At 65.9% G+C, this 24,172-nt stretch carries 24 protein-coding genes and 1 other RNA gene; 17 read left to right on the top strand and 8 right to left on the bottom strand.

The annotated features are described in order from the left end of the window. The first annotated feature begins 45 nt into the window (after positions 1 to 45). The 5 genes from FPZ54_RS19935 (at position 46) to pnp (ending at position 5,195) form a co-directional block, all read left to right on the top strand. Positions 46 to 738, top strand: a complete 693-nt coding sequence (locus tag FPZ54_RS19935; RefSeq protein ID WP_186456786.1) for a zinc metalloprotease — start codon at positions 46 to 48, stop codon at positions 736 to 738. Between the two features lie 66 nt (positions 739 to 804). After that, complete coding sequence (locus FPZ54_RS14850; protein ID WP_145848450.1) at positions 805 to 1,497, top strand: site-2 protease family protein; 693 nt, start codon at positions 805 to 807, stop codon at positions 1,495 to 1,497. Further along, positions 1,497 to 2,393 carry a tRNA pseudouridine(55) synthase TruB gene (gene truB / locus FPZ54_RS14855; RefSeq protein ID WP_145848452.1) on the top strand — a complete coding sequence of 299 codons (897 nt, stop codon included), beginning with the start codon at positions 1,497 to 1,499 and terminating at the stop codon, positions 2,391 to 2,393. Before FPZ54_RS14850 ends, truB begins: the two co-directional genes overlap by 1 nt. A gap of 21 nt (positions 2,394 to 2,414) precedes the next feature. Next, positions 2,415 to 2,684 (top strand): 30S ribosomal protein S15, encoded by a 270-nt coding sequence (gene rpsO, locus FPZ54_RS14860; RefSeq protein WP_145848455.1) that lies wholly within the window; start codon positions 2,415 to 2,417, stop codon positions 2,682 to 2,684. Between the two features lie 177 nt (positions 2,685 to 2,861). Next, complete coding sequence (gene pnp / locus FPZ54_RS14865) at positions 2,862 to 5,195, top strand: polyribonucleotide nucleotidyltransferase (protein WP_145848457.1); 2,334 nt, start codon at positions 2,862 to 2,864, stop codon at positions 5,193 to 5,195. Positions 5,196 to 5,262: 67 nt separating this feature from the next. Here pnp and FPZ54_RS14870 read toward each other — a convergent pair whose 3' ends face one another. After that, positions 5,263 to 6,825: an outer membrane protein assembly factor BamB family protein gene (locus FPZ54_RS14870; protein WP_145848459.1), complete on the bottom strand. Its 1,563-nt coding sequence runs from the start codon at positions 6,823 to 6,825 to the stop codon at positions 5,263 to 5,265. Between the two features lie 227 nt (positions 6,826 to 7,052). Between FPZ54_RS14870 and FPZ54_RS14875 the strand changes: the two genes are divergently transcribed. After that, the gene (locus tag FPZ54_RS14875; RefSeq protein WP_145848461.1) at positions 7,053 to 8,873 is read left to right on the top strand and encodes a DUF885 domain-containing protein; all 1,821 of its coding nucleotides are present in this window, start codon (positions 7,053 to 7,055) and stop codon (positions 8,871 to 8,873) included. A 5-nt stretch (positions 8,874 to 8,878) separates the two neighbouring features. Further along, positions 8,879 to 10,021, top strand: coding sequence for a serine hydrolase domain-containing protein (locus tag FPZ54_RS14880; protein ID WP_145848462.1), 1,143 nt, complete (start codon positions 8,879 to 8,881; stop codon positions 10,019 to 10,021). Between the two features lie 46 nt (positions 10,022 to 10,067). Here FPZ54_RS14880 and ssrA read toward each other — a convergent pair. Beyond that, positions 10,068 to 10,427, bottom strand: a transfer-messenger RNA (tmRNA) gene (gene ssrA, locus FPZ54_RS14885). A 107-nt stretch (positions 10,428 to 10,534) separates the two neighbouring features. On the opposite strand from ssrA, the gene FPZ54_RS14890 reads away from it, so the two are divergent. Beyond that, the gene (locus FPZ54_RS14890; RefSeq protein ID WP_145848464.1) at positions 10,535 to 10,966 is read left to right on the top strand and encodes an RrF2 family transcriptional regulator; all 432 of its coding nucleotides are present in this window, start codon (positions 10,535 to 10,537) and stop codon (positions 10,964 to 10,966) included. A gap of 25 nt (positions 10,967 to 10,991) precedes the next feature. Here FPZ54_RS14890 and mscL read toward each other — a convergent pair whose 3' ends face one another. Further along, entirely contained in the window at positions 10,992 to 11,450 is a 459-nt protein-coding gene (gene mscL / locus FPZ54_RS14895) for a large conductance mechanosensitive channel protein MscL (protein ID WP_145848466.1), read from the bottom strand. A gap of 144 nt (positions 11,451 to 11,594) precedes the next feature. Between mscL and FPZ54_RS14900 the strand changes: the two genes are divergently transcribed. Genes FPZ54_RS14900 through FPZ54_RS14920 form a run of 5 tightly spaced genes read left to right on the top strand, consistent with a single transcriptional unit; the run spans position 11,595 to position 14,754 of the window. Further along, on the top strand, positions 11,595 to 12,179 hold the full coding sequence (locus FPZ54_RS14900; protein ID WP_145848468.1) for a LemA family protein: 585 nt from the start codon (positions 11,595 to 11,597) through the stop codon (positions 12,177 to 12,179). 22 nt (positions 12,180 to 12,201) lie between these two features. Next, positions 12,202 to 12,744, top strand: coding sequence for a TPM domain-containing protein (locus tag FPZ54_RS14905; RefSeq protein WP_145848470.1), 543 nt, complete (start codon positions 12,202 to 12,204; stop codon positions 12,742 to 12,744). A gap of 26 nt (positions 12,745 to 12,770) precedes the next feature. Further along, positions 12,771 to 13,553 carry a TPM domain-containing protein gene (locus FPZ54_RS14910; protein WP_145849903.1) on the top strand — a complete coding sequence of 261 codons (783 nt, stop codon included), beginning with the start codon at positions 12,771 to 12,773 and terminating at the stop codon, positions 13,551 to 13,553. Then, positions 13,553 to 14,227, top strand: coding sequence for a TPM domain-containing protein (locus FPZ54_RS14915; protein WP_145848472.1), 675 nt, complete (start codon positions 13,553 to 13,555; stop codon positions 14,225 to 14,227). The genes FPZ54_RS14910 and FPZ54_RS14915 overlap by 1 nt, the downstream gene beginning before the upstream one ends. After that, the gene (locus tag FPZ54_RS14920) at positions 14,224 to 14,754 is read left to right on the top strand and encodes an NUDIX hydrolase (RefSeq protein WP_145848475.1); all 531 of its coding nucleotides are present in this window, start codon (positions 14,224 to 14,226) and stop codon (positions 14,752 to 14,754) included. The genes FPZ54_RS14915 and FPZ54_RS14920 overlap by 4 nt, the downstream gene beginning before the upstream one ends. Positions 14,755 to 14,796: 42 nt before the next feature. Here FPZ54_RS14920 and FPZ54_RS14925 read toward each other — a convergent pair whose 3' ends face one another. After that, the gene (locus FPZ54_RS14925; protein ID WP_145848477.1) at positions 14,797 to 15,078 is read right to left on the bottom strand and encodes an ETC complex I subunit; all 282 of its coding nucleotides are present in this window, start codon (positions 15,076 to 15,078) and stop codon (positions 14,797 to 14,799) included. A gap of 10 nt (positions 15,079 to 15,088) precedes the next feature. Next, positions 15,089 to 17,536 (bottom strand): ATP-dependent helicase HrpB, encoded by a 2,448-nt coding sequence (gene hrpB / locus FPZ54_RS14930; protein ID WP_145848479.1) that lies wholly within the window; start codon positions 17,534 to 17,536, stop codon positions 15,089 to 15,091. 94 nt (positions 17,537 to 17,630) lie between these two features. Here hrpB and FPZ54_RS14935 point away from each other — a divergent pair, with 94 nt between their 5' ends. Then, complete coding sequence (locus tag FPZ54_RS14935) at positions 17,631 to 17,843, top strand: hypothetical protein (protein WP_145848480.1); 213 nt, start codon at positions 17,631 to 17,633, stop codon at positions 17,841 to 17,843. Between the two features lie 30 nt (positions 17,844 to 17,873). On the opposite strand, the gene FPZ54_RS14940 is transcribed toward FPZ54_RS14935, so the two are convergent. Beyond that, the gene (locus FPZ54_RS14940; protein WP_145848482.1) at positions 17,874 to 18,059 is read right to left on the bottom strand and encodes a hypothetical protein; all 186 of its coding nucleotides are present in this window, start codon (positions 18,057 to 18,059) and stop codon (positions 17,874 to 17,876) included. Continuing rightward, positions 18,059 to 19,084: a polyprenyl synthetase family protein gene (locus FPZ54_RS14945; RefSeq protein WP_145848484.1), complete on the bottom strand. Its 1,026-nt coding sequence runs from the start codon at positions 19,082 to 19,084 to the stop codon at positions 18,059 to 18,061. The genes FPZ54_RS14940 and FPZ54_RS14945 overlap by 1 nt, the downstream gene beginning before the upstream one ends. Positions 19,085 to 19,205: 121 nt before the next feature. Between FPZ54_RS14945 and FPZ54_RS14950 the strand changes: the two genes are divergently transcribed. The 3 genes from FPZ54_RS14950 to FPZ54_RS14960 all read left to right on the top strand — a co-directional run bounded on the left by FPZ54_RS14950 (position 19,206) and on the right by FPZ54_RS14960 (position 23,208). Beyond that, positions 19,206 to 19,499 carry a chorismate mutase gene (locus tag FPZ54_RS14950; RefSeq protein WP_145848486.1) on the top strand — a complete coding sequence of 98 codons (294 nt, stop codon included), beginning with the start codon at positions 19,206 to 19,208 and terminating at the stop codon, positions 19,497 to 19,499. 44 nt (positions 19,500 to 19,543) lie between these two features. Beyond that, the gene (locus FPZ54_RS14955) at positions 19,544 to 20,659 is read left to right on the top strand and encodes a glycoside hydrolase family 130 protein (RefSeq protein WP_145848488.1); all 1,116 of its coding nucleotides are present in this window, start codon (positions 19,544 to 19,546) and stop codon (positions 20,657 to 20,659) included. A 98-nt stretch (positions 20,660 to 20,757) separates the two neighbouring features. Beyond that, positions 20,758 to 23,208: a TonB-dependent receptor gene (locus FPZ54_RS14960; RefSeq protein WP_145848490.1), complete on the top strand. Its 2,451-nt coding sequence runs from the start codon at positions 20,758 to 20,760 to the stop codon at positions 23,206 to 23,208. Between the two features lie 60 nt (positions 23,209 to 23,268). On the opposite strand, the gene FPZ54_RS14965 is transcribed toward FPZ54_RS14960, so the two are convergent. After that, the gene (locus tag FPZ54_RS14965; RefSeq protein ID WP_145848492.1) at positions 23,269 to 24,171 is read right to left on the bottom strand and encodes a flagellar motor protein MotB; all 903 of its coding nucleotides are present in this window, start codon (positions 24,169 to 24,171) and stop codon (positions 23,269 to 23,271) included. Position 24,172 lies beyond the last annotated feature (1 nt).

Raw genomic sequence — 24,172 nt, forward strand, 5'->3', positions numbered from 1 at the left:
TGGAGTCGCGCGCAACGCTGCGCCACGATGTCGCCGGGGGAGTGGATGCAGCCGATCGTTGAATCGATTGCCGTATGGACCGTGCCCGCGATCGCCGCGGTGCTGCTGCACGATTCGGCGCAGCGCATGGTGGCAGGATGGCTGCCGCAGGAACCGGAGGTCGAGCCGGATGCTTCCGGTCGCCAACGGCATGGGCTGACTGCGCTCGATCCTGTGGGGACGCTTGCGGTCCCGCTCGCGCTCGCCCTGTCCGGCGCCCCGGTCTTCGGGTGGATGCGTTATCGCCCCTTTGCGTCTGGGGAAGGGTCGCTTGCACGCCGTCGACGCATCGTGAGTGCGCTGTCCGGGCCGGTCGCCAGCTTTGCCGCCGCGCTGGCGGGAGGGGTGGCACTGGGCGCGACGGTCGCCGCGTCGGGCGGTGCGATGCCGCAACGGGGAGTGGCCTGGCTGATCACGAGCAATCTGCTCAACTTCATTCTCGCCAACGCCTGCATGACCAGCTTTCACCTGCTTCCGGTCCCACCGTTCGACATGGGGCGGGCGTTGAGCGCATTGCTGCCCGTGCCGTTGCGGACGCGCCTGCGCAGCGCGGGACGGGTGATGGTGCTCGCGGTCATCGCGACGGTGGTCGCGATCCCCCTGCTCGATCCGCACGCGCGACTCGGCGAATGGGTCGCCGCGCCGCTGATCAATGCGATCACGCGCTTCGTGCTGGGACTGGTCAACCTGACGGTCTAGCCGCGTAGCCTGCCGCAAACCGACGCATCGCTGGCGGAGCGCGTCGGCAGCGCCTAGATCGCCCCCATGAATCCCGATTCCATCGTCTATCGTGCCGCCGTCTGGATCATCCCGCTGGTGATCGCGATCGTCTTCCACGAAGTCGCACATGGCCTGGTCGCGCGCGGGCTGGGCGATCCGACTGCAGCCGAGCGCAAGCGGCTGTCGCTCAACCCGCTGCGCCATGTCGATCCGATCGGCACGGTCGTGCTGCCGTTGATCCTGGCGCTGACCAAGATGCCCGTGTTCGGCTGGGCAAAGCCGGTGCCGGTCAATCATGCGCGGCTGCGCAATCCGCGCGGCGGGATGGTCTTGGTGGCGCTGGCCGGGCCGGGCATGAACCTGCTGCTCGCGCTGGTCGGGGCGGTGCTGATCGGCCTGTTGTTCGCGATCACGGGCGAGGCGGAGCTTGGCCCTACCGGGGCGTTCGCGGCGGAGAATCTGTTCAACTTCGTCGCGGTGAACGTCTTCCTCGCGCTGTTCAATCTGCTTCCCGTTCCGCCGTTCGATGGCGGACATGTGGTCGAGGGGCTGTTGCCGCCAACGCTTGCCGCGCGCTGGGCGTCGCTCGCCAAATTCGGTTTCCCGCTGCTGTTCATCCTGCTGCTGGTGGTGCCGACGGTCTGGCCGGATGCCGATATCGTCGAGCGTGTCGTGCTGCCCCCGGCGCAGGCGGTGAGCGGCTGGTTTTTCGCAATCGCCGCGATGATCGCCGGCTGATGCACGGCTGGATCATCCTCGACAAGCCGCTCGGCCTGGGCTCGACCCAGGGGGTGAGCGCGGTCAAGCGCGCGCTGCGTGACAGCGGCTATGGGCCGAAGCTGCGCGACCTGCCCAAGGTGGGGCATGGCGGCACGCTCGACCCGCTGGCGACCGGGGTGCTGCCGATCGCGGTGGGCGAGGCGACCAAGCTGGCGGGCAGGATGCTCGACAGCGACAAGGTCTATGATTTCACGATCCGCTTCGGGATCGAGACCGATACGCTCGATCTGGAGGGCGCGCCCGTCGCCGAATCGGATGTGCGACCGACGCGCGCGCAGGTCGAAGCGGTGCTGCCGCGCTTTACCGGCCCGATCGACCAGGTTCCGCCCGCCTATTCGGCGCTCAAGGTCGATGGCGCGCGTGCCTATGATCTGGCGCGCAAGGGCGAAGCGGTCACACTGGCGACTCGCGCGGTGACAATCCATACGCTGACGATCGCCGACACCGATGGCGACTCGGTGACGCTGACCGCTTGTGTCTCGAAGGGCACCTATATCCGCAGCCTTGCGCGCGATATCGCGCTGGCGCTCGGCAGTGTCGGCCATGTCACCATGCTCCGCCGCGTGAAAGCGGGCCCGTTCACGCTCGATTCCGCGATATCACTGGACAAATTGGCTGAGGCCGCTATGGGCCGCACCCTTGAACAATGCCTCCTGCCGCTGAGGGCGGGGCTGGACGACATCCCGGCTCTACTCCTCGAACCCGGTCAGGCAGGGGCTCTCCGCCAGGGGAAAGTGCTGACCGGGATAGCCGCTGACGATGGCCAACACTTCGCGCTGGACGGCGACACGCCGGTCGCGCTGGTTGCGGTTTCGGACGGAACCGTCCGGGTCGTGCGCGGCTTCAACCTGTAGAATGATGTCGAAGGAAAAGACATGACGATCACGACCGAGCGCAAGGCTGAACTGACCAAGGAACACGGACGCGCCGAAGGCGATACCGGAAGCCCCGAGGTACAGATCGCGATCCTGACCGAGCGCATCGTCAACCTGACCGAGCACTTCAAGGGCCATGCGAAGGACAACCATTCGCGTCGCGGCCTGCTGATGATGGTCAACAAGCGTCGCAGCCTCCTCGACTACCTCCGCAAGAAGGACGGGGACCGCTACACCGCACTCATCGCGAAGCTCGGGCTTCGCAAGTAACCGGAAAGGCGGCCTTCGGGTCGCCTTTTTGCCATTCCGGGCATGGGCCCGGACCCTGGGTCACCGGCAATTCGGCCACCGACCCGCACCAGGGGTGACGTCACCCCGCACCGCGCAGGCCGGACAGCCTGCACACAGGCCCCGGGCGCATTGGGCGTCCGGTCCAAAGGAAATCAGATGTTCGACAAGAAGACCGTATCGATCGAGTGGGGCGGACAAACCCTGACACTCGAAACCGGGCAGGTTGCCCGTCAGGCCGATGGCGCCGTGATGGCGACGCTCGGCGAAACCGTGGTGCTGTGCGCCGTCACCGCCGCCAAGTCGGTGAAGGAAGGGCAGGATTTCTTCCCGCTCACCGTGCACTATCAGGAAAAATTCTCGGCCGCCGGGCGCATCCCGGGCGGCTTCTTCAAGCGTGAGCGCGGCGCGACCGAAAAGGAAACGCTGACCAGCCGCCTGATCGACCGTCCGATCCGCCCGTTGTTCCCGGAAGGGTTCTACAACGAGATCAACGTGATCTGCCAGGTGCTGTCCTATGACGGCGAGAATGAGCCGGACATCCTCGCGATGGTCGCGGCGTCCGCAGCCCTCACCATTTCGGGCGTGCCGTTCATGGGCCCGATCGGCGCCGCGCGCGTCGGCTATGTCGATGGCGAGTACGTTCTCAACCCGACCAACGAGCAGGTCGCCGAGGGTGATCTGGACCTGGTCGTCGCCGCCACCGGCAATGCGGTGATGATGGTCGAATCCGAAGCCAAGGAGCTGTCGGAAGAGGTCATGCTGGGCGCGGTCCAGTTCGCGCACAAGGCGTGCAAGCAGGCCGCGGGCGCGATCATCGACCTGGCCGAGCAGGCTGCGAAGGATCCGTGGGAAATGGCCGAGCAGGCCGACCTGTCGGCCGCCAAGGACAAGCTCAAGAAGCTGATCGGCAAGGATATCGCCGCCGCCTACAAGGTGACCGACAAGTCCAAGCGTTCGGGCCTGCTCAACGATGCGCGGGCCAAGGCGAAGGAAGCGTTCGCCGACGCCACGCCGCAGGATCAGATGGCCGCGATGAAGCTGGTCAAGAAGCTGGAAGCGGAGATCGTCCGCGGCGCCATCCTGAAGGACGGCACCCGCATCGACGGCCGCTCGACCACCCAGATCCGTCCGATCGAGGCGATGGTCCACTTCCTGCCGCGCGCGCATGGTTCGGCACTGTTCACGCGTGGCGAGACGCAGGCGATCTGCACCACCACGCTGGGTACCAAGGACGCCGAGCAGATGATCGACGGGCTGGACGGCCTGTCCTATTCGAACTTCATGCTCCACTATAACTTCCCGCCCTATTCGGTCGGTGAAGTCGGCCGCTTCGGCGCGCCGGGCCGTCGCGAAGTCGGCCATGGCAAGCTGGCCTGGCGCGCGCTGCACCCGGTGCTGCCGAGCAAGGACGAGTTCCCCTATACGATCCGCGTCCTGTCGGACATCACCGAGTCGAACGGCTCGTCGTCGATGGCCACCGTGTGCGGCGGTTCGCTGTCGATGATGGACGCGGGCGTTCCCCTCAAGCGTCCGGTGTCGGGCATCGCCATGGGCCTGATCCTGGAAGGCAAGGATTTCGCGATCCTGTCCGACATCCTGGGTGACGAGGATCATCTCGGCGACATGGACTTCAAGGTTGCGGGCACGTCCGAAGGCATCACCACGATGCAGATGGACATCAAGGTCGCCGGCATCACCGACGAGATCATGCGCGTCGCGTTGGAACAGGCCAAGGAAGGCCGCGCGCACATCCTGGGCGAAATGTCCAAGGCACTGGGCGAAACCCGCACCGAACTGTCGGCCCATGCCCCGCGCATCGAGACGATGCAGATCGACAAGTCGAAGATCCGCGACGTCATCGGCACCGGCGGCAAGGTGATCCGCGAGATCGTCGCCACCACCGGCGCCAAGGTCGATATCGACGACGAAGGCATCATCAAGGTGTCGTCGTCCGACGTCAGCCAGATCGAAGCCGCGATGAACTGGATCAAGGGCATCGTCGAAGAGGCGGAAGTCGGCAAGATCTACAACGGCAAGGTCGTCAACCTGGTCGACTTCGGTGCGTTCGTGAACTTCATGGGCGGCAAGGACGGTCTCGTCCACGTCTCCGAGATCAAGAACGAGCGGGTCGAGAAGGTCAGCGACGTCCTGAGCGAAGGCCAGGAAGTCAAGGTCAAGGTCCTCGAGATCGACCAGCGCGGCAAGGTTCGCCTGTCGATGCGCGTCGTCGATCAGGAGACCGGCGAAGAGCTGGAGGACACCCGTCCGGCGCGTGAACCGCGCGAGCGCGGCGAGCGTGGCGACCGCGAAGGCGGCCGTGGCGGCGACCGCCGTCGCGAGGGTGGCCGTGGCGGCGACCGCGATCGCGGCCCGCGCCGCGACCGGGGAGACCGCAACGATCGCCCGCGCGGCGAGCGTTCGGAAGCGAAGGACGAGGGCGGCGAGACGATCGGCCTCCCCGCCTTCCTGACCGGCGGCAATGACGACTGATCGCTCTGACGATCGTTAAACGAAAGGGGGCTCCGGAAGAAATCCGGAGCCCCCTTTTTCGATGTGCTCAGCGCAGCGCGTAGGCGGTGATGACCGGTGCGCTTCCTGACACCGCAATAGGGGTTACGATCAACTTTGCGTCCTGGCTGATTGCGAGGTTGCCGGGTGTGGGGGCGCTCCAGACCGTGGCGTAGGGTGCGGCGAGCGAGACCGCGTATACCTTGGTATCGGTCGAGAAGAACACCAGCGTGTCGGTGACAATGACATTGCCGACAAACCGCTCGGCGGTCGAGAGCGGCCACGACCAGCGCACCGTGCCGTCCGCTTCGTCGATTGCATCGAATTGGCCGCGCGAATTGCTGGCGGCATAGAGGACGCCGCTCCCCAGTGCCGGCGCCGTGCTATATGTGCCGGCCGTCCGCCAGGCGATCTTTGATTCGGCAATGTCAAAGCTGACCAGCGGGAAGGACAGATCATAAGTTCCCATCCCCGATCCGGAATAGGCTATCGCGTTCTTTCGTGAGCCAAGGATGGGTCCACCGGAATAGCTATACCCGTTCCAGACCCAATAGGGGTCCTCGATCGATTTGACCCTTACGCCGTCCGAGCGACGGAAGACGTCAAGCGCACCCGAATAATAATAAACATATTCGGAGTCGGCACCAACGGTAGCGCCGTCCCACACCTTGCCCGCGCTGCCACTCGCTTCCCAGCGCTTGGTGCCGTCGTCCAGATCGTAGCTATAGACGACATTTCCATAATAGCCGGACGCAAGGAACAATTCGCGGTCCATCGCAGTCGGTTGCGCGAAGTTCGACCATTGCGCCGGGAACAGCATATTGCGCACGAAGCGACCATTATTGGCATCGATCGTGATGATCCGATTCTCGCCGGATGAATGGATCATCGAGACGATCTGGATCTGGTCGCCAGTGACGCTCGGTCCACTCGCGCTGTAAATCGGTCCAATATCATAAGACCAGCGTTCGGCGCCGGTCGCCGTGTCGAGCGTCGTCACACCCCATCCGCTCGCTCCTGCGCGTGTGAGGAACAACTGCGTCCCCTTGGTGGCCACAGGCTTGATCACTGTCGCGCCGGTTATCGTCTTGTCCCAGGCTTTCCCGAATTTCGCAGGATCGAAGGTAGCATGAACATAGGCTGTGTGACTGGCAGTGCGCTGATGGGTAACCCAGTCGAGGAGCTTGACATCGAGCGTGTAGCGGAAGGTTTGAGTTGACCCCGGATATACTTCACTGCAGCCATCGTCGCGGCAAAGTCGAAAGGTAACATCGCCAGAGCGGCTCGCGGCGTCCAGCTTGTCCAGGCTCTTCAGCTTGACCTGAAAACTGTTGCCAGACTGCACAATGTCGCCGTCCATCGCCAGAATCGTCGTGTCGAAGCTGAGCTTGGGGAGCACCGGCTTGTCGCTGGTGCCGCTATAGCTAGCGTTGAAGGTGAAGGACGCGCGGGAATCGGACTCGGACGCCGAACGCGTCTGGCTCGCTTCACTCAGCGTGACGGTCAATGTCGGAATCGCTGGCGGGCCCGATATGTTTCCACCGTTGCTGCTTCCTCCCCCCGAACAGGCGGCAAGCAGCCCCATGCCAAAAATCGGCAAGATACCCCGCATCAACTTTCCCCCCTAAGTGCGCCTAAATTATCGGCAATACAGTTGCTTGGTCGAGATTAGTGACAGTTTTATGGTTGTCCAGATCGCCGCGCCCATGCTGGGGGCGGTGTGGCGGCTTTGCCATGTAAGGCCTGGGTCCGACTGGCGAGGCTCGAAAATTCGCGGCGGGTTGCCCGGCGCGAAATAGGCGATAGCGTGGGTCTGCACTGTTCAGACAGGATTTACCCGTGACCCTACGCCCTTCCCTCCTGCTGCTGTTCGCCTGTGTCGCGGCGCCCGCGCTCGTCTCCAGCACGGCGCCCGTCGTGCAGACGGTCGACACCAAGGCCGAGGACGCTCGCCTCAACGCCTTCCTCGATGCCGCGTTCGACGCCAATGTGGCGTTGAGCCCGGAGACGCAGACCGCCCTCGGCCTCAAGACAAACTACGACAAGCTCGGCGACTATACCGATGCGGCGGACGAACGCCGGATGGCGCTGGCGGAGAAGCAGCTCGCAGCGATGCGCGCGCAATTCGACCCGGCGAAGCTCGGGCCGCAGGCGCGGTTGAGCTATCGATTGTTCGAGACCCAGGTCGAGCGCTCGCGCGCCAACTACGCCTTTCGCGACTATGGTTTTCCGGTCTCGACCAATGGCAGCCCTGCCGGGCAGATCCCGGTCTTTCTGATCAACAATCACCGCATCGACAGCGTGGCGGACGCGCGCGCCTATATTTCGCGGATCGGCGAGACCGAGCGGGTGATGCGCGAGGTCGCGGCGACGATGCGGGCGCAAGCGGCCAAGGGCATCGTTCCGCCCAAAATGGTTTTCAAACCGGCGCGCGAGGATGCGGCAAAGGTGATCGTCGGCGCGCCCTTTGGCCCTGGAGGCGACAGCACGCTGCTCGCCGATTTCCGCAAGAAGGTGGCTGCGCTCAAAATCCCGGATGCCGAGAGGGCGGCGCTGATCGGGGAGGCGGAAACGGCGCTCAAGGGTCCGTTCAAGCGCGGTTTCGACACGCTGTTCGCGGTGCTCGACGAGATCGAGCCCCAGGCAAAGGGCAATGACGGTGCGTGGAGCCTGCCCAATGGCGCGGCCTATTATGCCGCGCGGCTGGCGCAGAACACCACGACCGACCTGACCGCCGACCACATCCACCAGATCGGCCTCGATCAGGTCGCCGCGATCCGCAAGGAGATGGAGGCGGTCAAGGCGCGCATCGGCTATGAGGGCACGCTCGAATCCTTCTTCGATGCGATCCGCACCGATCCCAAGTTCAAATATCCCAACACCGATGCCGGTCGCGAAGCCTATCTGACCGAGGCGCGGGCGGTGGTCGCGAAGATGATGGCGGCTGCACCGCGCTGGTTCCATCGCCTGCCCAAGGCGGCGCTGGAGGTGCGCGCGGTCGAGAAATGGCGTGAGGGGACGGCGCCCGTCGCCTTCTACAACCGCCCCGCGCCCGATGGTTCGCGGCCCGGCATCTATTACACCAACCTTGCGGACATGAATCAGGTGCAGAAGATTCAGCTGGAGGGGATCGCGGTGCATGAGGGCGCCCCGGGTCATCATTTCCAGATCGCCCGCGCGCAGGAGCTTCAGGGCTTGCCCAAGTTCCGCCGCTTCGGCGGCTACAGCGCCTATAGTGAAGGTTGGGGCCTCTATACCGAGCGGCTGGCCAAGGAGATGGGCGCCTATGCCGATCCCTATGCGGAGTTCGGGATGCTCTCGCTCCAGATGTGGCGCGCGATTCGGCTGGTGACAGACACCGGGCTGCACGCGAAGAAATGGAGCCGCGAGCAGGCGATCGATTATTTCAAGGCCAACTCGTCACTCTCGCCGCTCGATATCGAGCGGGAGGTCAATCGCTACATCAACAATCCGGGGCAGGCGACGAGCTACATGATCGGCCAGCTCAAGATCACCGAGCTGCGCAAGCGGGCCGAAGCCGCGCTGGGTGACCGGTTCGACATCCGCGACTTCCACGAGGTGGTGCTGGGCAACGGCGCGGTGCCACTCAATGTGCTGGAGGAAGAGGTCGATCGTTACATCGCCGCGAACAAGGCGTGAGCGCGATGCGGTCACTGCTATTGATTGGGGCCGCCCTGCTTGCTGGATGCGCGACGACGCGACCGGCGGAAGTGCGGGTGGCGTTCGACTCGAGCGGTATCACGGCGGCGCGCGCAACCGGCACCGCCGACCGCACCACCGGCCGTCGCGTCACGCCCGACGATCCGGTGCGGATCGCCAGCATCTCCAAGCTGGTCGTCGCGCTGGGGGTGATGCGAATGGTCGAGGCCGGACAGCTCGACCTTGATCGCGACGTTTCCGAGATAGTGGGCTGGCCCGTGCGCAACCCGGCCTTCCCCGAAGCGCCGGTGACGTTGCGGCACCTGCTCTCGCACCGCTCGGGCCTGATCGACCCGAAGGACTATCGCGTGCCGCTGGGCGAGCAGCTGGCCGATGTCGTTGCGGGACCCGCCTTGTGGGACGCGCAGCACGGGCCCGGCACCTATTTCCGCTATTCGAACGTCGCCTTTCCGGTGATCGCCAGCGTGATGGAACGCGCGGGCAACGAGCGGTTCGATCGATTGATGCACCGGCTGGTGCTCGCGCCGTTGAAGCTCGACGCCTGCTACAACTGGTCGACCTGTTCCGACGCAAAGATCGCGCGCCATGTCGTGCTGTACCGCGCGAGCGGGGAGGTGGCGCTCGACGATCTGGGCGGCAAGCGCCCCGATTGCCCGGTGATCACGAAGGACGGGTGCGATCTTGCCGGATACCGGCTGGGCGAGAATGGCGCGCTGTTCTCGCCGCAGGGCGGGCTGCGCGCCTCGATGCGCGATCTGGCGGTCATCGGCGGGATGCTGCTGCGCAACGACGGCAGCTTCCTCAAGCCGGACTCGATCGCGGAGATTGAGAGCGCGGCGTGGCGCTTCGACGGGACAAACGGCGATACGACGGGTGGGTTCTACTGCCAGTATGGGCTGGCCGTGACGACCCTCCCCACCGCGCAATCGGGATGCGACGACGATCTGTTCGGCGATGGACGTACGCGCATCGGCCATGCGGGCGAGGCTTATGGCCTTCGCTCGGGCTTCTGGATCGATCGTGCTGCGGGCACAGGGGTGGCCTTCTTTGCCACCGCGACGCCGCCGATCAGCAAAGGGCGCTCGGCGTTCAGCATCGAGGAAGAGCGTCTCGCTCGTAGGAAATGAAGGAGAAAGTGGGGAGCTTCTGTTGCCCGGTGCCCCCCGTACCGCTGGAATCCGCTTCTGTTGCCCGGTGCGGTCCAACCGCGCATTTTAGAGTAATCTTAGACCGTTAGGTCTTGGGATTACGCCGCAATAGCGAGTGCTTCGTTATCGTTGGCACTTGTGTGTATGGGCCGTCGCGGTGGTCCCATTCCGAACGAAAGAAGCGCTTTTCAACACACGTCGATCCTGGTTCGGCCCCGTCAGAAACGGTGTCCAGAAATCCTTTCGGTTCTGGCCACCAATTATGGTGGAGCCGCCGGGTACTGCCCCCGGGTCCGCTGCGTCTATTGCACGCCACAATTTATCGTCATAGCCGGGCGAACCCGGCAGGACCGATATAGGGACGCCAAATCCGATTGCAAAGAGCGGGATTTGGTGTCGGTTGACCTGCGGCACCGGCCCGCTGCCGAACCCAAACAAAACAATGGGGATTTGGCCTTGTGAAGGCCATAAAGCGGGAGCAAATAGCGTGCCATGCTGACTCAGCGCTCCCGTTATGCCCTGCGCGCCATGTTGTTTCTCGCGAAGCAGCCACGCGAAGGCGCGCCGACGCCGATGACGCGGATCGCCGCCGAAGCGAATGTGCCGCGCAAGTTTCTCGAACTGATCCTGGCCGATCTTCGCGAAGCGGGGTTCCTGCATTCGACGCGCGGCAAGATGGGCGGATATCGCCTGTCGCGCCCCAATCACCTCATTTCGCTGGGTGAAATCGTCCGCGTGATCGAGGGGCCGCTGGCGCTGGTGCCCTGTGTCAGCCGCACCGCGTACCGCCCCTGCCTGGATTGCAAGGACGAGGCGTCGTGCGCGATCCGCCACGCGATGGCCCGCGTCCGCGACGAGACGGCGCGCATCCTCGACGGCACCAGCCTGGCGGATGCCACCGCCGAGGATCTCGCCGCAGCTTAGTTTGCTGGCGCCTGCCGCAATTGGATCAGGCCGCGCCGTTCCGCTTCTTCAGCTCGTCGCGAATCTCGCGCAGCAGCACCACGTCCGCCGGATCGGCGGCGGGCGGGGCGGTCCCTTCGGCCTTTTCCTTCTCCATCGTCGCCAGCAGCCGGTTCACAGATCGCACGATCAGGAACACGATGAAGGCGAGGATCACGAAGTTGATCGCCACCGTGACGAACTGGCCGAAACCGATCAGCGGTACGCCGGCTTCCTTTAGCGCGGCATAGTTCGTCGGCGCGCCGGTATAGGTTTCCGGAATCGGACCCAGCCGGATGAAGTAGCTCGAAAAATCGAACCCGCCGAAAATCCATCCGACCAAGGGCATGATGAGATCGTCGGTGAGCGATTTGGTGATCGTGCCGAACGCCGCGCCGATGATCACGCCGACGGCAAGGTCGAGCACGTTCCCGCGCGCGATGAAGGTCCGGAATTCCTTGAGCATTGGCGTCTCCCTGATGGCTGCGGGGTGACGCTATCCAACGCGTTCGTGCCGCGCAAATATCCGCTTTCCATTGCGCAGCGGCATGGGGACCCCTAGATTTGCAAGTGTCGTATCGATGCGACACACATTGAGGGGTTTTTCGCGATGAAGTTTCGTCTGGTTGCCGTGATGGTTTCGGCCGCGCTGCTTTCGGCGTGCGGACTGAACAGCGTTCCGACCGCCGAGGAAAATGCGAAGGCGAAATGGGCGGAGGTCCAGAACCAGTATCAGCGTCGCGCCGACCTGATCCCCAATCTCGTTTCCACCGTTCGTGCGGCGGGCGGGCAGGAAAAGGCGATCCTGGTCGAGGTGACTCAGGCGCGCGCCGCGGCGACGCAGGTGCGCGTCAGCGATGCCGACCTGACCGACCCCGCCAAGCTGGCCGCCTATGACCGCGTCCAGGCGGGGGTGACGCTGACGCTTCAGCGGTTGCAGGAGGCGTATCCGGAGCTGAAGAGCCAGGCGAATTACGCCACGCTGATGAGCCAGCTGGAAGGGACCGAGAACCGAATCGGCATCGCCCGCCGCGATTACAACGAGGCGGTGCAGAGCTATAACACCACGATCCGCACCTTCCCCGACGCGATCGGCGCCAAGGTCTTTTACGGTGCCAAGCCGATGGTACCGTTCCAGGCGACGACACCGGGCGCCGACACCGCGCCCAAGGTGGATTTCGGGAACGCGAGCTGATCGCGCGGTCGGATCGGCGGCGATGACGCTCTTCCTGCTGCTCGCCGGCGCGGCGCTCGCCGGGTGCGGCGGACCGGCGGAGCGGGTCGCGGAGGCGCCTTGGGGGGCGTCCATGAAGCGCTCCGTCGCGCCGCCGTTTCCGCTTCCCGCGCTGACCGGGCGCGTAGTGGATAATGCCGATCTTCTGATCGCCGATCAGGAGGCGCAGTTGAGCGCGGCGCTCGCGACGACCGAGCGTCTGACCCGGCACCAGTTCGTCGTCGTCACACTGCCGTCGCTCGGCGGGCGCTCGATCGAAGAGGTGGGGCTGGCGCTGGGCAATGGCTGGGGAATTGGCCGCAAGGACTATAATGACGGCGTGCTGCTGATCGTGGCGCCGAACGAACGCAAGGTGCGGATTGAGGTCGGATGCGGTCTTGAGGCCGCTCTGACGAATAGCGAGGCGCAGGCGATTATCGACCAGCGCATACTACCCCTTTTCCGCAAGGGCAGGATGGCGGCGGGCATTTTCCGCGGAAGCGCCGCGATCATCCGCGAGATCGACGAACCAGGAGTAACGCCGTGAGGCTGGTCCATCTTTTGCTTGCCCTGATGCTCGCCGCGCTCGCGGGGCAGGCGGCGCAGGCGCAAAGCTTTCCCAAGCTGACCGGGCGGGTGGTCGATGCGGCCGATCTGCTCAGCCCTGCGCAGGAGGCGGAATTGACTGCCATGTCCGAGGCGACCGAGAAGGCGACCGGCCGACAGCTCGTCGTCGCCACGGTTCCCGACCTGCAGGACTATCCGATCGAGGATTATGGCTACCGCCTCGCCCGCAAATGGGAAATTGGCCAGAAGGACGCCAATAACGGCATCATCCTGCTGGTCGCCCCCAAGGAACGCAAGGTGCGGATCGAGGTCGGCTACGGCCTCGAGCCGATCATGACCGACGCGCTGTCGGGGATGATCATCCGCGACACGATCATTCCCCGCTTCAAGGACGGCGACATGCCGGGCGGGATCATGGCGGGCGCGGCGGCGGTCAACGAACAGCTCAAGCTGCCGCTGGAAGCTGCCGAGGCGCGCGCCAAGCAACTGCTCGACAGCGGCAAGACGCGCAAGAAAGATGGCGCAGGCTGGATCGTGCTGGTCTTGTGGATCGCCGTGCTGCTGTTCGTTGTCCTGCCGATCATCATCGGCGCGGCGAGTGGCAAAAAGCATCGGCGCGGCCGCGCGCCGGTGGTGATCTGGGGTCCCGGCTGGGGTAGCGGCGGCGGGTCGTCCTGGGGCGGCGGTGGCAGTTCCTGGGGTGGAGGCGGTGGCGGCTTTGGTGGCGGTGGCGGCTTCTCCGGCGGCGGCGGGTCGTTCGGCGGCGGCGGCGCATCGGGGGGATGGTGATGGCACGGAAATTCACGGCGCAGGAACATGCCACGGTAACCGCCGCGGTCGCGGCGGCCGAGCGGGGGACCGACGGGGAGATCGTCACGATCGTCACCGACTGGTCCGATCACTATCACGACGTCTCGCTCTATTATGCCGGGGCAGCGATGCTTGCGGCGCTCGGCCTTTTCGCGGCATTCCCCGGCTTGCTCGACGCCAAGCTCGCCTGGTTCACCGGGGGGTGGGGCGAGGCGGAGCGGCATATCCAGCTGGCGCTGCTGGTTGTAATTCAGGCGGTGCTGTTCCTCGCGGTCCGTTTCGGGTTCGAGGCGCTGCCGGGGCGCGGCGTGCTGATCCCCGGCGCGGTGCGCGGGCGGCGGGTGCGGCGGCGCGCGGTGCAATTCTTCAAGGCAAGCGCGGAGAAGCGCACGGCGGACCGTATCGGCGTGCTGCTCTATCTCAGCCTTGCCGAACATCGCGCGGAAATCGTCGCGGACGCGGCGATCGTGGGCCAGGTCGATGACACAATCTGGGGCGATGCGATGGTCGCGCTGGTCGACAAGATTCGCGCGGGGGACCCGGCGGGTGGCATGGCTGCCGCGGTGGAGCGCATCGGCGCGGTGCTCGCCGCGCATTTCCCCAAGACCGCGAACGATCCCAACGAACTGCCCGATCGGCTGATCGAACTGTGACGCCCGACGCCGACGCGCCGGTCGAAACGGTCTGGCAGGGCAGGTTCATCACCGCGAAGACGCAGGGTCGCTGGGAATATGTCGCGCGCGCGCGTGGCATTCGCGCGGCGGTGATCGTCGCGATCGACGATGAGGATCATCTGCTTCTGGTCGAGCAATATCGCGTGCCGTTGGGGCGCGCCTGTCTCGAATTGCCTGCGGGGCTGATCGGCGACGAAGAGGATGGCGAAACGGTCGAAACGGCCGCTGCGCGCGAGCTGGAGGAGGAGACCGGCTATCGCGCCGGCCGGATCGAATCGCTGGGGGAATATTTCTCCTCCCCCGGCATGGTCAGCGAGAGCTTCACCTTGGTCCGCGCGCACGTCCTGACCCGAATCGGCGATGGCGGCGGCGTGGAGGGGGAGGGGATCACCGTCCATCGCGTCCCCCGTAGCGACGTGCCGCAGTTCGTCGCCGATTGCCGTGCGCGCGGCATGGCGATCGACGTCAAATTGCTGTTGGTGCTGGGTCAGTCGCTGCTGGGATAAAGGCGTTCGAAGCCTGCCAGCGGTCGAGAAGTTCAGCCGGCATCACCGGAAATTGTCGGCATAAGCCTGCAATTTCAGCTTACGTTCGGGGGCGGGGACGACATGGACGTCGATCCCTTCGCGCGCTGCATAATCCTGTGCCGCCTCCAGCGTCGGAAAGTTGAGTCGCAGCTGCGCGCGCGTGTCACCGGATCCCGCCCAGCCGGTCAGCGGGTCGGGACGCTGCTTCTCGTTCGATTCGAATTCGAGCACCCAGCGGTCGGTGCGGGCGCGGCCCGACTGCATCGCGTTTTTGGGCCGTTGATAGATGCGTGCGCTTGCCATGGTCCGCCCTTTAACCCGATCTTCCGCGCCGCGCATCTGCATTTTTGGTGCGCAGCGTTGCGCTCGCGGCGGCGGGATCGTCGGGCCAGGGGTGGCGGGGATAGCGACCGCGCATTTCCTTGGCGACATCGGCCCAGCTGCCCTTCCAGAAGCCGGGCAGATCGCGGGTCGTCTGGATCGGGCGGCCGGCGGGCGAGGTGAGTGACAGGATGATCGGCGTCCCATCGCCCAGCATTGGGTGCGCGGCTAGACCGAACAACGCCTGCACCCGCACCTCCACGGTCGGGCCGCCCTCGGCCGCATAGTCGATTGCATGGCTCGAACCGGCGGGCGCTTCCAGCCGCGCCGGGGCGAGCCGGTCAAGGCTCTTTTGCCCCTCCCAGCCGATCCGGTTCTGCAGCGCATGGATCAGCCCCTCCCCCGAAATCGAATCAAGGCGGCGCTTGCCCGCAACGAGCGGGGGCAGCCAGTCGTCGAGATCGGCGATCAGCGCGGCGTCGGACAGCGTATCCAGCCCGGCATAAGCGGCGCGGGTGCGCAGCGCCTGCGCGCCCTCCGGCCATGGCAGCAGTGCCAAGCCATGCGTACGCGCGCCTTCGAGCAGCGCGGCGGCGATCTCGTCCGGGTCGGCGGCGGTATCGGGTCCCGACGAGAGGCGGATTGCTCCCAATCGCCGCTCGCGCGTCGCTTCGACCCGACCGGTCGCTGGGTCGAAGCGGACATGGCGGCGCGTTTCAATGCGGTCGGCGAACAGCGTTTCGATCTGCGCCGGGTCGAGCGGCGCGGCGGAGAGGATGCGTGCGCCCGCGGCCACCCCCTGCGTCTCGGCGACCGCGAGCCATTCGTGGCGCGCGAGCGAGGAACTGGGGTCGAGCCTGAACGCGCGCCCGCCCGCCGACGCCCAGGTCTCGCCGCTGGCGTCGCGACGACGTGCGATCCGATCCGGAAAGGCGAGAGCGATGCAGGTCGCCACGGTCTCGGCACCACCCCCCGCAGTTGCAGTCGCGGCAACGAGCTTCGTCCAGCGCTCGGCCAGCTTTCGCCCCGCCTCCGCGCGCTGCCCGCGCTCGGTCCGCCAGCGGCGCATCCGCGTCTCGAGATCGGCGTCGTTGCCGCCCAGCCCCCGCTCGCCGAGCAGCACCGCGACCTGCGCGGCGGTGGTCGCCATTCCCAACGCTGCGGCCCGCACCAGCATATGGCCGAGCCGGGGCGGGAGAGGCAGGCGGGCGATCGCCTTGCCATGCGCGGTCGGGCGCGCGTCCGCGTCGATTGCCTCCAATGCCTGCAACCGCGCGCGCGCCTCGCTCACCGCAGCAGTGGGGGGCGGGTCGAGCCAGCGCAGGTCGCGCGGATCGGCGACGCCCCACAAAGCGCAATCGAGCGTCAGCGCCGACAGGTCGGCCTCAAGGATTTCGGGCGGGTCATAGGGCGGCATTCCCGCCGTGGCCGCCGCCTCCCATAATCGGTAGGCAACCCCCGGCCCCTGGCGTGCGGCGCGCCCTGCCCGCTGCGTCGCCGATGCTTGGCTGGCGCGCTCGGTCACCAGCCGCGTCATCCCCGCTGCCCGATCGTAGCGGGGGCGCCGCGCCAGCCCCGAATCGACCACCACCCGAATGCCGTCGAGCGTCAGCGAGGTTTCGGCGATCGATGTCGCCAGCACGATCTTGCGCCGCCCCTCGCGCTCCGGCGCAATCGCGGCCCGCTGCGCTGCGGGGTCGAGGCTGCCATGCAGCTTGTGAATTGCCGCGCCAGGAATCTCGCCTAGTCGCTCCGCCGTCCGCTCGATCTCCGCGACGCCGGGCAGGAAGGCGAGGATACCGCCCTCGGCCTCGCGCAGCGCCTGGCGGATCGCGGCGGCGACCGGTTCGTCGATCCGCGCCTCCGCCGGGCGCCCGATATGCCGCAGTTCCAGCGGGTAGCTGCGCCCCTCGCTCTCGATCACCGGCGCGTCGCCCATCAACGTCGAAAACCGGCCACCGTCGAGCGTTGCCGACATCGCCACGATCCGAAGGTCGGGCCTCAGCGCGCCTTGCGCATCCAGCGCGAGGGCAAGCCCGAAATCGCTGTCGAGGCTGCGCTCATGCACTTCGTCGAACAGGACCGCGCTGACCGCAGCCAATTCAGGATCGGACTGGATTCGGCTGACGAAAATGCCCTCGGTAACGACCGTCACCCGGGTAGCGGCGGAGCGCTTGCTGTCCATCCGCGTCGCATAGCCATAGGTGCCGCCGACGCTCTCGCCGGCCAGGCTCGCCATGCGTTCCGCCGCCGCGCGCGCGGCGAGGCGGCGGGGGGAGAGCAGCAGGATTTCGCCCGTACACCACCCCTCGTCCAGCAATGCCGGCGCCACTGCGGTGGTCTTGCCCGCTCCCGGCGGCGCGACGAGCACCGCATTGCTCGTGCCCCGCAACGCGGCGAGCAGATCGGGCAGAACGGCATGGATGGGCAGGTCGCTCACGCCACCGCCCTACGCAATAACGCGCGATGCTTGAAGCGGCGATGGCACCGGACGCCGCGACGTGCGTTGCGCCGGATTGGAAGGAGACAAGCGCATGGCACGGACGGTTTCGAGCTTCAGCGTCACCGCTGACGGCAAGGGCGATTATCTGCTCAACTTCGAGGATGAGGATGGCGAGACGCTCGAACTCACCGCAAGCTACGAACAGCTCGATCTGATCTCCGAAGCGATCAGCGAAGCGCTGGACGCGGACGAGGACGACGCGCTGGGCGTCGACGATGATGCGGACGAAGAGATAGACGAATAGCCGGTCGGCGCCGCCCTGCCGAACAGGCGGTTACAGGGCGTCCACCAGATCGACACCGCCGGGCCAGATCGCATCCTCGATCGTGTCGCCCAATGCGGTGAGCGCGCCGAGGACGAAGACTATGATCAAAAGGTCGAGCGCCAGCACCCCTGCCCAGACGAAATAGGGGTGGAACGGACCGATGCGGTCAAAGCCGTCGCGGGTCGGACGCGCCATCAATAGGCACGCGCGACGGCGAACTCGACCGCCTCGATCATCGCATCCTTGGCCGCGCTCGCCGGGAACATGCCGAGCGCGTCGATCGCGCGCTGGCCGTAATGGCGCGCGCGGGCGAGCGTGTCGTCCACCGCCCGGCTGGACCGGACCAGTTCGATCGCGCGCGCGAAATCGGCGTCGCTGTTGCTGCGGCCAAGCACCGCTTCCTTCCAGAAGGCGCGGTCGGCGTCGTTTCCGCGCGCATAGGCGAGGATGACGGGCAGCGTCATTTTCCCCTCGCGGAAGTCGTCGCCCGCATCCTTGCCCATCGTGCCGGTGTCGGAAACATAATCGATCGCGTCGTCGACCAGCTGAAATGCGATGCCAAGGTTGCGGCCATAGGCGTCGAGCGCAGCTTCCTCAGCCTCGCTGCGTTCGGCGACGACCGCGGCGATGCGACATGCGGCGGCGAACAAGGCGGCGGTCTTGGCGCCGATGATGTCGAGATAGCGTTCCTCATCGAGATCGACCCGGCGGGCGGCGGTCAGCTGGTTGACCTCGCCCTCGGCGATCACCGCGCTGGCATTGGACAGGATCTTGAGCACCTTCAGGCTGCCATCCTCGACCATCAGCTCGAAGCTGCGGCTGAACAGGAAATCGCCGACCAGCACGCTTGCCGGATTGCCCCAGATCAGATTGGCGGTGCGCTTTCCGCGGCGCATGTCGGACCCGTCGACGACATCGTCGTGCAGCAGGGTCGCGGTGTGGATGAACTCGACCGCCGCTGCCAGCCGGTGGTGGCGTGTGCCCGGATAATCCAGCAGCCGTGCGCTGGCGAGCGTCAGCATGGGGCGCATCCGCTTGCCGCCCCCAGCGATCAAGTGACCGGCGAGTTCGGGAATCAGCGGGATCTGCGACTGCATCCGGTCGAGGATCACGCTATTCACATGGTTCATGTCGCCGGTGACCAGCGCGATCATCGGTTCGAGTGAGGGCTCGGCGCCACTGGCGTTCTTGTGGCCGATGCGATGAATGGTCGCGCTCATGGCGCCGCGATGACGGCAAGCGCGTCCAAAGGCAAGGGTTCAGGGTTGCGCGGAGCCGAAAGCGCGGCGACAAGGCGCGGGAGAGTCACCCCGTTCAGCACCGCTGAACCAAGGAAAACGCATGAGCGAAGAGACGCTGAAACGCTATCGTCAGAGCATCGACCGGATCGATGCCGCGCTCGTCTTTCTGCTGGCCGAACGGTTTCAGATCACCCAGGCGGTCGGCCGGTTCAAGGCCGAAACCAACCTTCCCCCCGCCGACCCTGCGCGGGAGGAGCGGCAGATCGCCCGGCTGCGCGATCTCGCTGCCCAGGCCGATCTCGATCCTGAATTCTCGGAAAAATTCCTGCGATTCATCATCGACGAGGTGATTCGTCACCATGCCCGGATGCAGGATGCGACGGGAATCGATTGACGCGATCGAGGTTTGCCCACGGGGCGAGATTGGGGCTGGGTTTAATGAGCGACGACAGGCTGATCTTCACGCCAGATGACGTGGATCTCTCCCGCTCGCCGCTGCGGCGTTCGCTCGATGCGGAAACCTATGTGCTCGGCGCGTTCAATCCCGGGCTGACGCGCCTTCCGGGCGGCAATCTGCTGGCGATGGTGCGGGTGGCGGAGGCCTTGTGCGAGCCGGTGGTCGACGGTCACGCCCGTGCGATCCGCTGGACTCCAGACGGTTATGTGCTCGATCGCTATCCGCTCGACGCGATCGAGATGGACGATCCGCGTACCTTCCGCCTGCGCGGCCGCGCGCCCGTGCAGGCGGGGCTGACCTCGCTCTCCTGGCTGCTGCCGGTCGAGCTAACCGGCGATGGGCGGTCGGTGGTGAAGGTTCACTACGACAAGGCGGTGGAGCCGTCCGCGTCCTTCATGGCGCTGGGGCTTGAGGATGCGCGGATCAGCCTGATCGGCGGTGCCTGGTACATGACCGCCTGTGCCGTGTCGGACGAGCGGCACTGCAGCGCCCTCTACCGCTCGGTGAACGGGCTCGACTATCGCTGCGAGGGGATTGTCCTCGATCACCAGAACAAGGACATGTGCCTGTTCGAGGGAAAGGTGGGCGGCAAGTTCATGGCGCTTACCCGGCCGCTCGGCGAAATTTACTTCGCCCCGCCGCCCGACAGCCCCTTTGTCGGTGGCCCCGCGATCCACCTGGCCCAGTCGCCCGATACGCTCCACTGGAAGCCGCTCGACTCGCCCGGCCTGCGCGCGCGGGCGGGAACCAGCACCAATTTGCGCATGGGCGGCGGCACTCCGCCGCTGCTCACGCCGCAGGGGTGGTTGACGCTCTATCACGGCGTCGAACGCCGGGACGCAATCGGGGCCTACCGGACGTTCTGGGCCTTGCTCGACCGCGACGATCCTACGCGCGTGCTGCGGCAAGAGGATGATGCGCCGCTGCTGGAGGAGAAGCCCGCGCTGACCGAACCCCTCGCGGATCGCCGCTATCTGCCCTCGCCAGTCGTGTTCACTACCGGCATCGCCGATGCTGGAGACACCTATATCGTCGCCAGCGGCGAGAGCGATTTGGCCTGCCGCATCAGCCACTTGCCCAAGGCGCGCTTCGCCTGACGCGCCTTCGCACCGGCACAATTATGCGACAAAGGGCCGTTATTGGACAGTGGCTGGCGCGATTCGTCGGCCCTTTTTGTATCCGGAGTATTTGGACGATGCGGCGTTTTGGTTCGGCGGCACTCGCACTGCTGATGACGACGGCGGCCCCCGCGGCGATGGCGGCAGGCCAGAGTGATGCACCCGTCGGAACCGAGACGCCGCGGCAGGATGACGCGGGCGCGCCGGGCGTCGATCCGATGGGCGACGATATCGAGGAGGTCGTCATCACCGGCGGACCGCTGCGCGGCGCCGTCCCCGGCGATATCAAGCCCGAACTGACGCTGAACCCCGCCGATATCCGCGCCTATGGCGTCGGATCGCTCGCCGAACTGCTGACCGAACTGGAGCCCCAGACGCGCAGCGGGCGCGGGCGCGACGGCGGGGCCCCGGTGCTGTTGCTCAGCGGCCGCCGCATCTCCAGCTTCGGCGAGATCCGCGACATCCCGCCCGAGGCGATCGAGCGCGTCGAGATATTGCCCGAGGAAGCCGCGCTCAAGCTCGGCTATCGCGCCGACCAGCGCGTCGTGAACATCGTACTGCGCCGTCGCTTCCGTTCGATCACCGCCGAACTCGACGGCACGGTGGCCACTGCGGGCGGGCGCGACGGGCAGGATGTCGAACTCAGCATGTTGCGGCTCAATCCGGACGGCCGCGTCAATCTAGATGTCGAATATGAACGCGATTCGAGCCTGCTCGAGAGCGAGCGCGACATCATCCAGGATCCCGCCAACTCGCGCACCGATGGCGAATATCGGACGCTGCAGCCCGACCGGCAGAGTCTCACGGCGAATGCCGTGCTCAGCCGCACTATCGGAAAGGTTGCGGCGACCGCGAATCTGCGCATGGAGCAGAGTTGGTCGGATTCGCTGCTCGGCCTGCCGATCGCGGGCGGCACCGATCCGCTCCGGCGCAGTAGTGACAGCAACACGCTGCACGGCGGCATCTCGCTCAACGGCGATATCTCGCCGAAATGGCGCTGGTCGGCCACCGGCAATTGGGACCGGGTCGAAAGCCGCACGCTCACCGATCGGGACACTGGCCTGACCGACTGGGCGCGTTCGATCTCGAACGTCGCGTCGGTCGATGCGCTGGTGAACGGCGCGGTCGCCGATCTGCCCGCCGGTGCGATCAGCACCAGCCTGCGCGTCGCCGGGCGCACCAGCGGCCTCACCAGTGAATCGCGCCGTGACGGCCTGTTCGCCGATACCGATATCGGCCGCGATTCGGGTAGCGTCCGCGCCAATCTGGACCTGCCGATCGCCAGCCGCAGCAAGGCGGTGCTGTCAGCGCTTGGCAATCTGTCGCTCAACGCCAATGGCGAGGTGGAGCAACTGTCGGACTTCGGTACGTTGGTCACCTATGGCTACGGTGCCAACTGGTCTCCGATCGATGGTGTGCGGCTGATTGCGTCCTTTACCGAGGAGGAAGGGGCACCCAGCGCGCAACAGCTCGGCAACCCCCGGGTGGAAACGCCCAATGTGCGCGTATTCGACTTCGTGCGGGGCGAGACGGTGGACATCAACCGGATCGATGGCGGCAATCCCGGGCTGGGCGCCGACAATCGCAGCGTGATGAAGCTGGGCGCCAACCTGCGGCCCTTTGACGCCGACCTGACGCTCAATGTCGATTATACCAAGAGCACGATCCGCAACCCGATCGCCTCTTTTCCGACGGCAACGGCGGAGATCGAGGCGGCGTTTCCCGACCGGTTCGTGCGCGACGGCGATGGCCAGCTGATCCAGATCGACAACCGTCCGGTCAATTTCGAGCGCAGCGAGCGCGAGCAGATTCGCTGGGGCCTCAATTTCTCCGCACCGATCAGTTCCCCGCTGGCACGCGCAGCGATGGAGGCGGCCCAGGCGCGCCGTGCCGAGCGCGCAGCAGCGCGGGAAGCGAGTGAGGGTCAGCCGGATCGGGAAGGCGCGCGTCCCGGCGCAGGTGAGCGGCCGGGTGGCCCGCGCTTCGGTGGTGGGCGTGGCCCGGGACGCGGCGGTTTCGGCGGTCGCGGCGGCGGCGCGGCAGGCGGGCGGTTCCAGTTCGGGATCTATCACACCATCGCGCTCACCGACCGGGTCGAGATCCGCGACGGCCTGCCTGCGCTGGACCTGCTCAATGGATCGGCGACCGGCAGCCGGGGCGGATCGCCGCGCCACCAGGTCGAGCTGCGGACCGGCGTGGTCCGTGACGGCATCGGCGTGCGGCTCAACGCCGACTGGCAGAGCGCGACGCGCGTGAGCGGCGGCACGACCGGCGGCGAGACATTGCGATTCGACGATTTCGCGACCGTCAATCTGCGCCTGTTCGCGAATCTGGGGCCACAGTTCAAATTCGTGCGCGACAATCGGTGGCTGACAGGCACGCGCCTGGTGGTGTCGGTCGACAACCTGTTCGACAATCGGCTGAAGGTCACCGACGCCAGCGGCGCAACCCCGCTCAGCTATCAGCCCGCGCTGCTCGACCCGGTGGGGCGAACGGTGCGGATCAGCGTGCGGAAATTGTTTTTTTGAATTTGTGGCGTCGCGGATACGCCGCGCGAGGTAGCGGGCCGGTGCCGAACTCCAAAAAACCTACTTTCCGAACTTGCTCTTGCGGTACAGCAAGGTGATCGCGACGCGGCGGTTGCGCGGATCGGCGGGGTTGTCGGCGATCAGTGGCTCGCGGTCGGCGACCCCCTCGATCCGCTCGAACCGCGTCTCGGGCACGCCATTGGCGACGAGGCGTCGGCGCGTCTCTTCCGACCGCGCGCTCGACAGCATCCAGTTGTTCATGTTGGTCGGATCGCCATAGCGCAGACTGTCGGTATGGCCGCGGATCATCAGCGGGTTTTCCGAATCCGCGATCGACTGGGCGACCAGCTTCACCAGTTCGGCCGCATCGGGGACGAAGCTGGTCGTGCCCAGCGCGAACATCGAATAATCGGCGTCGTCCATCAGGTCGATCCGCATCCCCTCGCGCGTCGGGACGAAGCGGACCTGCTTGCCGAGGCGGGTGAGGCCATTGGCCTTCATCTTCGATTCGATCTCGCTTTTCATCCGGGCGAATGCCTTGCGGTCGGCGACGTCCATCGCCTCCTTGTTCTTGAGGCTGCCCTTTTCGCCCGTGCCCACCCGGTCGCCGCCCGCAGCGCCCGCCGGGATCGTCATCGATCGCGTACCGGTCTGCTTGCCGTTGGTCGGATAATTGTCGCGTCCCTGGATCGCGTCGCCGCCGAACAGGCCGTTCGACCCGGCGCTGTTCTGCTTGAACTCGATCAGCGTCGGCGCGAAATAATCGGCGAGCGCCTTGCGCTGCTTCTCATTGGTCGCGCCGAGCAGCCACATCAGCAGGAAGAATGCCATCATCGCGGTGACGAAATCGGCATAGGCGACCTTCCAGGCGCCGCCGTGATGGCCACCGCCACCTTCGATATAGATCTTCTTGACGATGATCTTGGGCGGCTGCTTGGCCGCATGGGGAGCCCGTGCGCTCACG

The organism is Sphingomonas suaedae, assembly GCF_007833215.1.
In the GTDB taxonomy this organism is placed as follows: Bacteria; Pseudomonadota; Alphaproteobacteria; order Sphingomonadales; family Sphingomonadaceae; genus Sphingomonas; species Sphingomonas suaedae.

Excerpts from the sequence above, each read along its gene's own strand:
- FPZ54_RS19935 (WP_186456786.1), top strand. The coding sequence starts at position 46 with ATGCAGCCGATCGTTGAATCGATTGCCGTATGGACCGTGCCCGCGATC.
- FPZ54_RS14850 (WP_145848450.1), top strand. The coding sequence starts at position 805 with ATGAATCCCGATTCCATCGTCTATCGTGCCGCCGTCTGGATCATCCCG.
- truB (WP_145848452.1), top strand. The coding sequence starts at position 1,497 with ATGCACGGCTGGATCATCCTCGACAAGCCGCTCGGCCTGGGCTCGACC.
- rpsO (WP_145848455.1), top strand. The coding sequence starts at position 2,415 with ATGACGATCACGACCGAGCGCAAGGCTGAACTGACCAAGGAACACGGA.
- pnp (WP_145848457.1), top strand. The coding sequence starts at position 2,862 with ATGTTCGACAAGAAGACCGTATCGATCGAGTGGGGCGGACAAACCCTG.
- FPZ54_RS14870 (WP_145848459.1), bottom strand. The coding sequence starts at position 6,825 with ATGCGGGGTATCTTGCCGATTTTTGGCATGGGGCTGCTTGCCGCCTGT.
- FPZ54_RS14880 (WP_145848462.1), top strand. The coding sequence starts at position 8,879 with ATGCGGTCACTGCTATTGATTGGGGCCGCCCTGCTTGCTGGATGCGCG.
- FPZ54_RS14890 (WP_145848464.1), top strand. The coding sequence starts at position 10,535 with ATGCTGACTCAGCGCTCCCGTTATGCCCTGCGCGCCATGTTGTTTCTC.
- mscL (WP_145848466.1), bottom strand. The coding sequence starts at position 11,450 with ATGCTCAAGGAATTCCGGACCTTCATCGCGCGCGGGAACGTGCTCGAC.
- FPZ54_RS14900 (WP_145848468.1), top strand. The coding sequence starts at position 11,595 with ATGAAGTTTCGTCTGGTTGCCGTGATGGTTTCGGCCGCGCTGCTTTCG.
- FPZ54_RS14905 (WP_145848470.1), top strand. The coding sequence starts at position 12,202 with ATGACGCTCTTCCTGCTGCTCGCCGGCGCGGCGCTCGCCGGGTGCGGC.
- FPZ54_RS14910 (WP_145849903.1), top strand. The coding sequence starts at position 12,771 with ATGCTCGCCGCGCTCGCGGGGCAGGCGGCGCAGGCGCAAAGCTTTCCC.
- FPZ54_RS14915 (WP_145848472.1), top strand. The coding sequence starts at position 13,553 with ATGGCACGGAAATTCACGGCGCAGGAACATGCCACGGTAACCGCCGCG.
- FPZ54_RS14925 (WP_145848477.1), bottom strand. The coding sequence starts at position 15,078 with ATGGCAAGCGCACGCATCTATCAACGGCCCAAAAACGCGATGCAGTCG.
- FPZ54_RS14935 (WP_145848480.1), top strand. The coding sequence starts at position 17,631 with ATGGCACGGACGGTTTCGAGCTTCAGCGTCACCGCTGACGGCAAGGGC.
- FPZ54_RS14940 (WP_145848482.1), bottom strand. The coding sequence starts at position 18,059 with ATGGCGCGTCCGACCCGCGACGGCTTTGACCGCATCGGTCCGTTCCAC.
- FPZ54_RS14945 (WP_145848484.1), bottom strand. The coding sequence starts at position 19,084 with ATGAGCGCGACCATTCATCGCATCGGCCACAAGAACGCCAGTGGCGCC.
- FPZ54_RS14950 (WP_145848486.1), top strand. The coding sequence starts at position 19,206 with ATGAGCGAAGAGACGCTGAAACGCTATCGTCAGAGCATCGACCGGATC.
- FPZ54_RS14955 (WP_145848488.1), top strand. The coding sequence starts at position 19,544 with ATGAGCGACGACAGGCTGATCTTCACGCCAGATGACGTGGATCTCTCC.
- FPZ54_RS14960 (WP_145848490.1), top strand. The coding sequence starts at position 20,758 with ATGCGGCGTTTTGGTTCGGCGGCACTCGCACTGCTGATGACGACGGCG.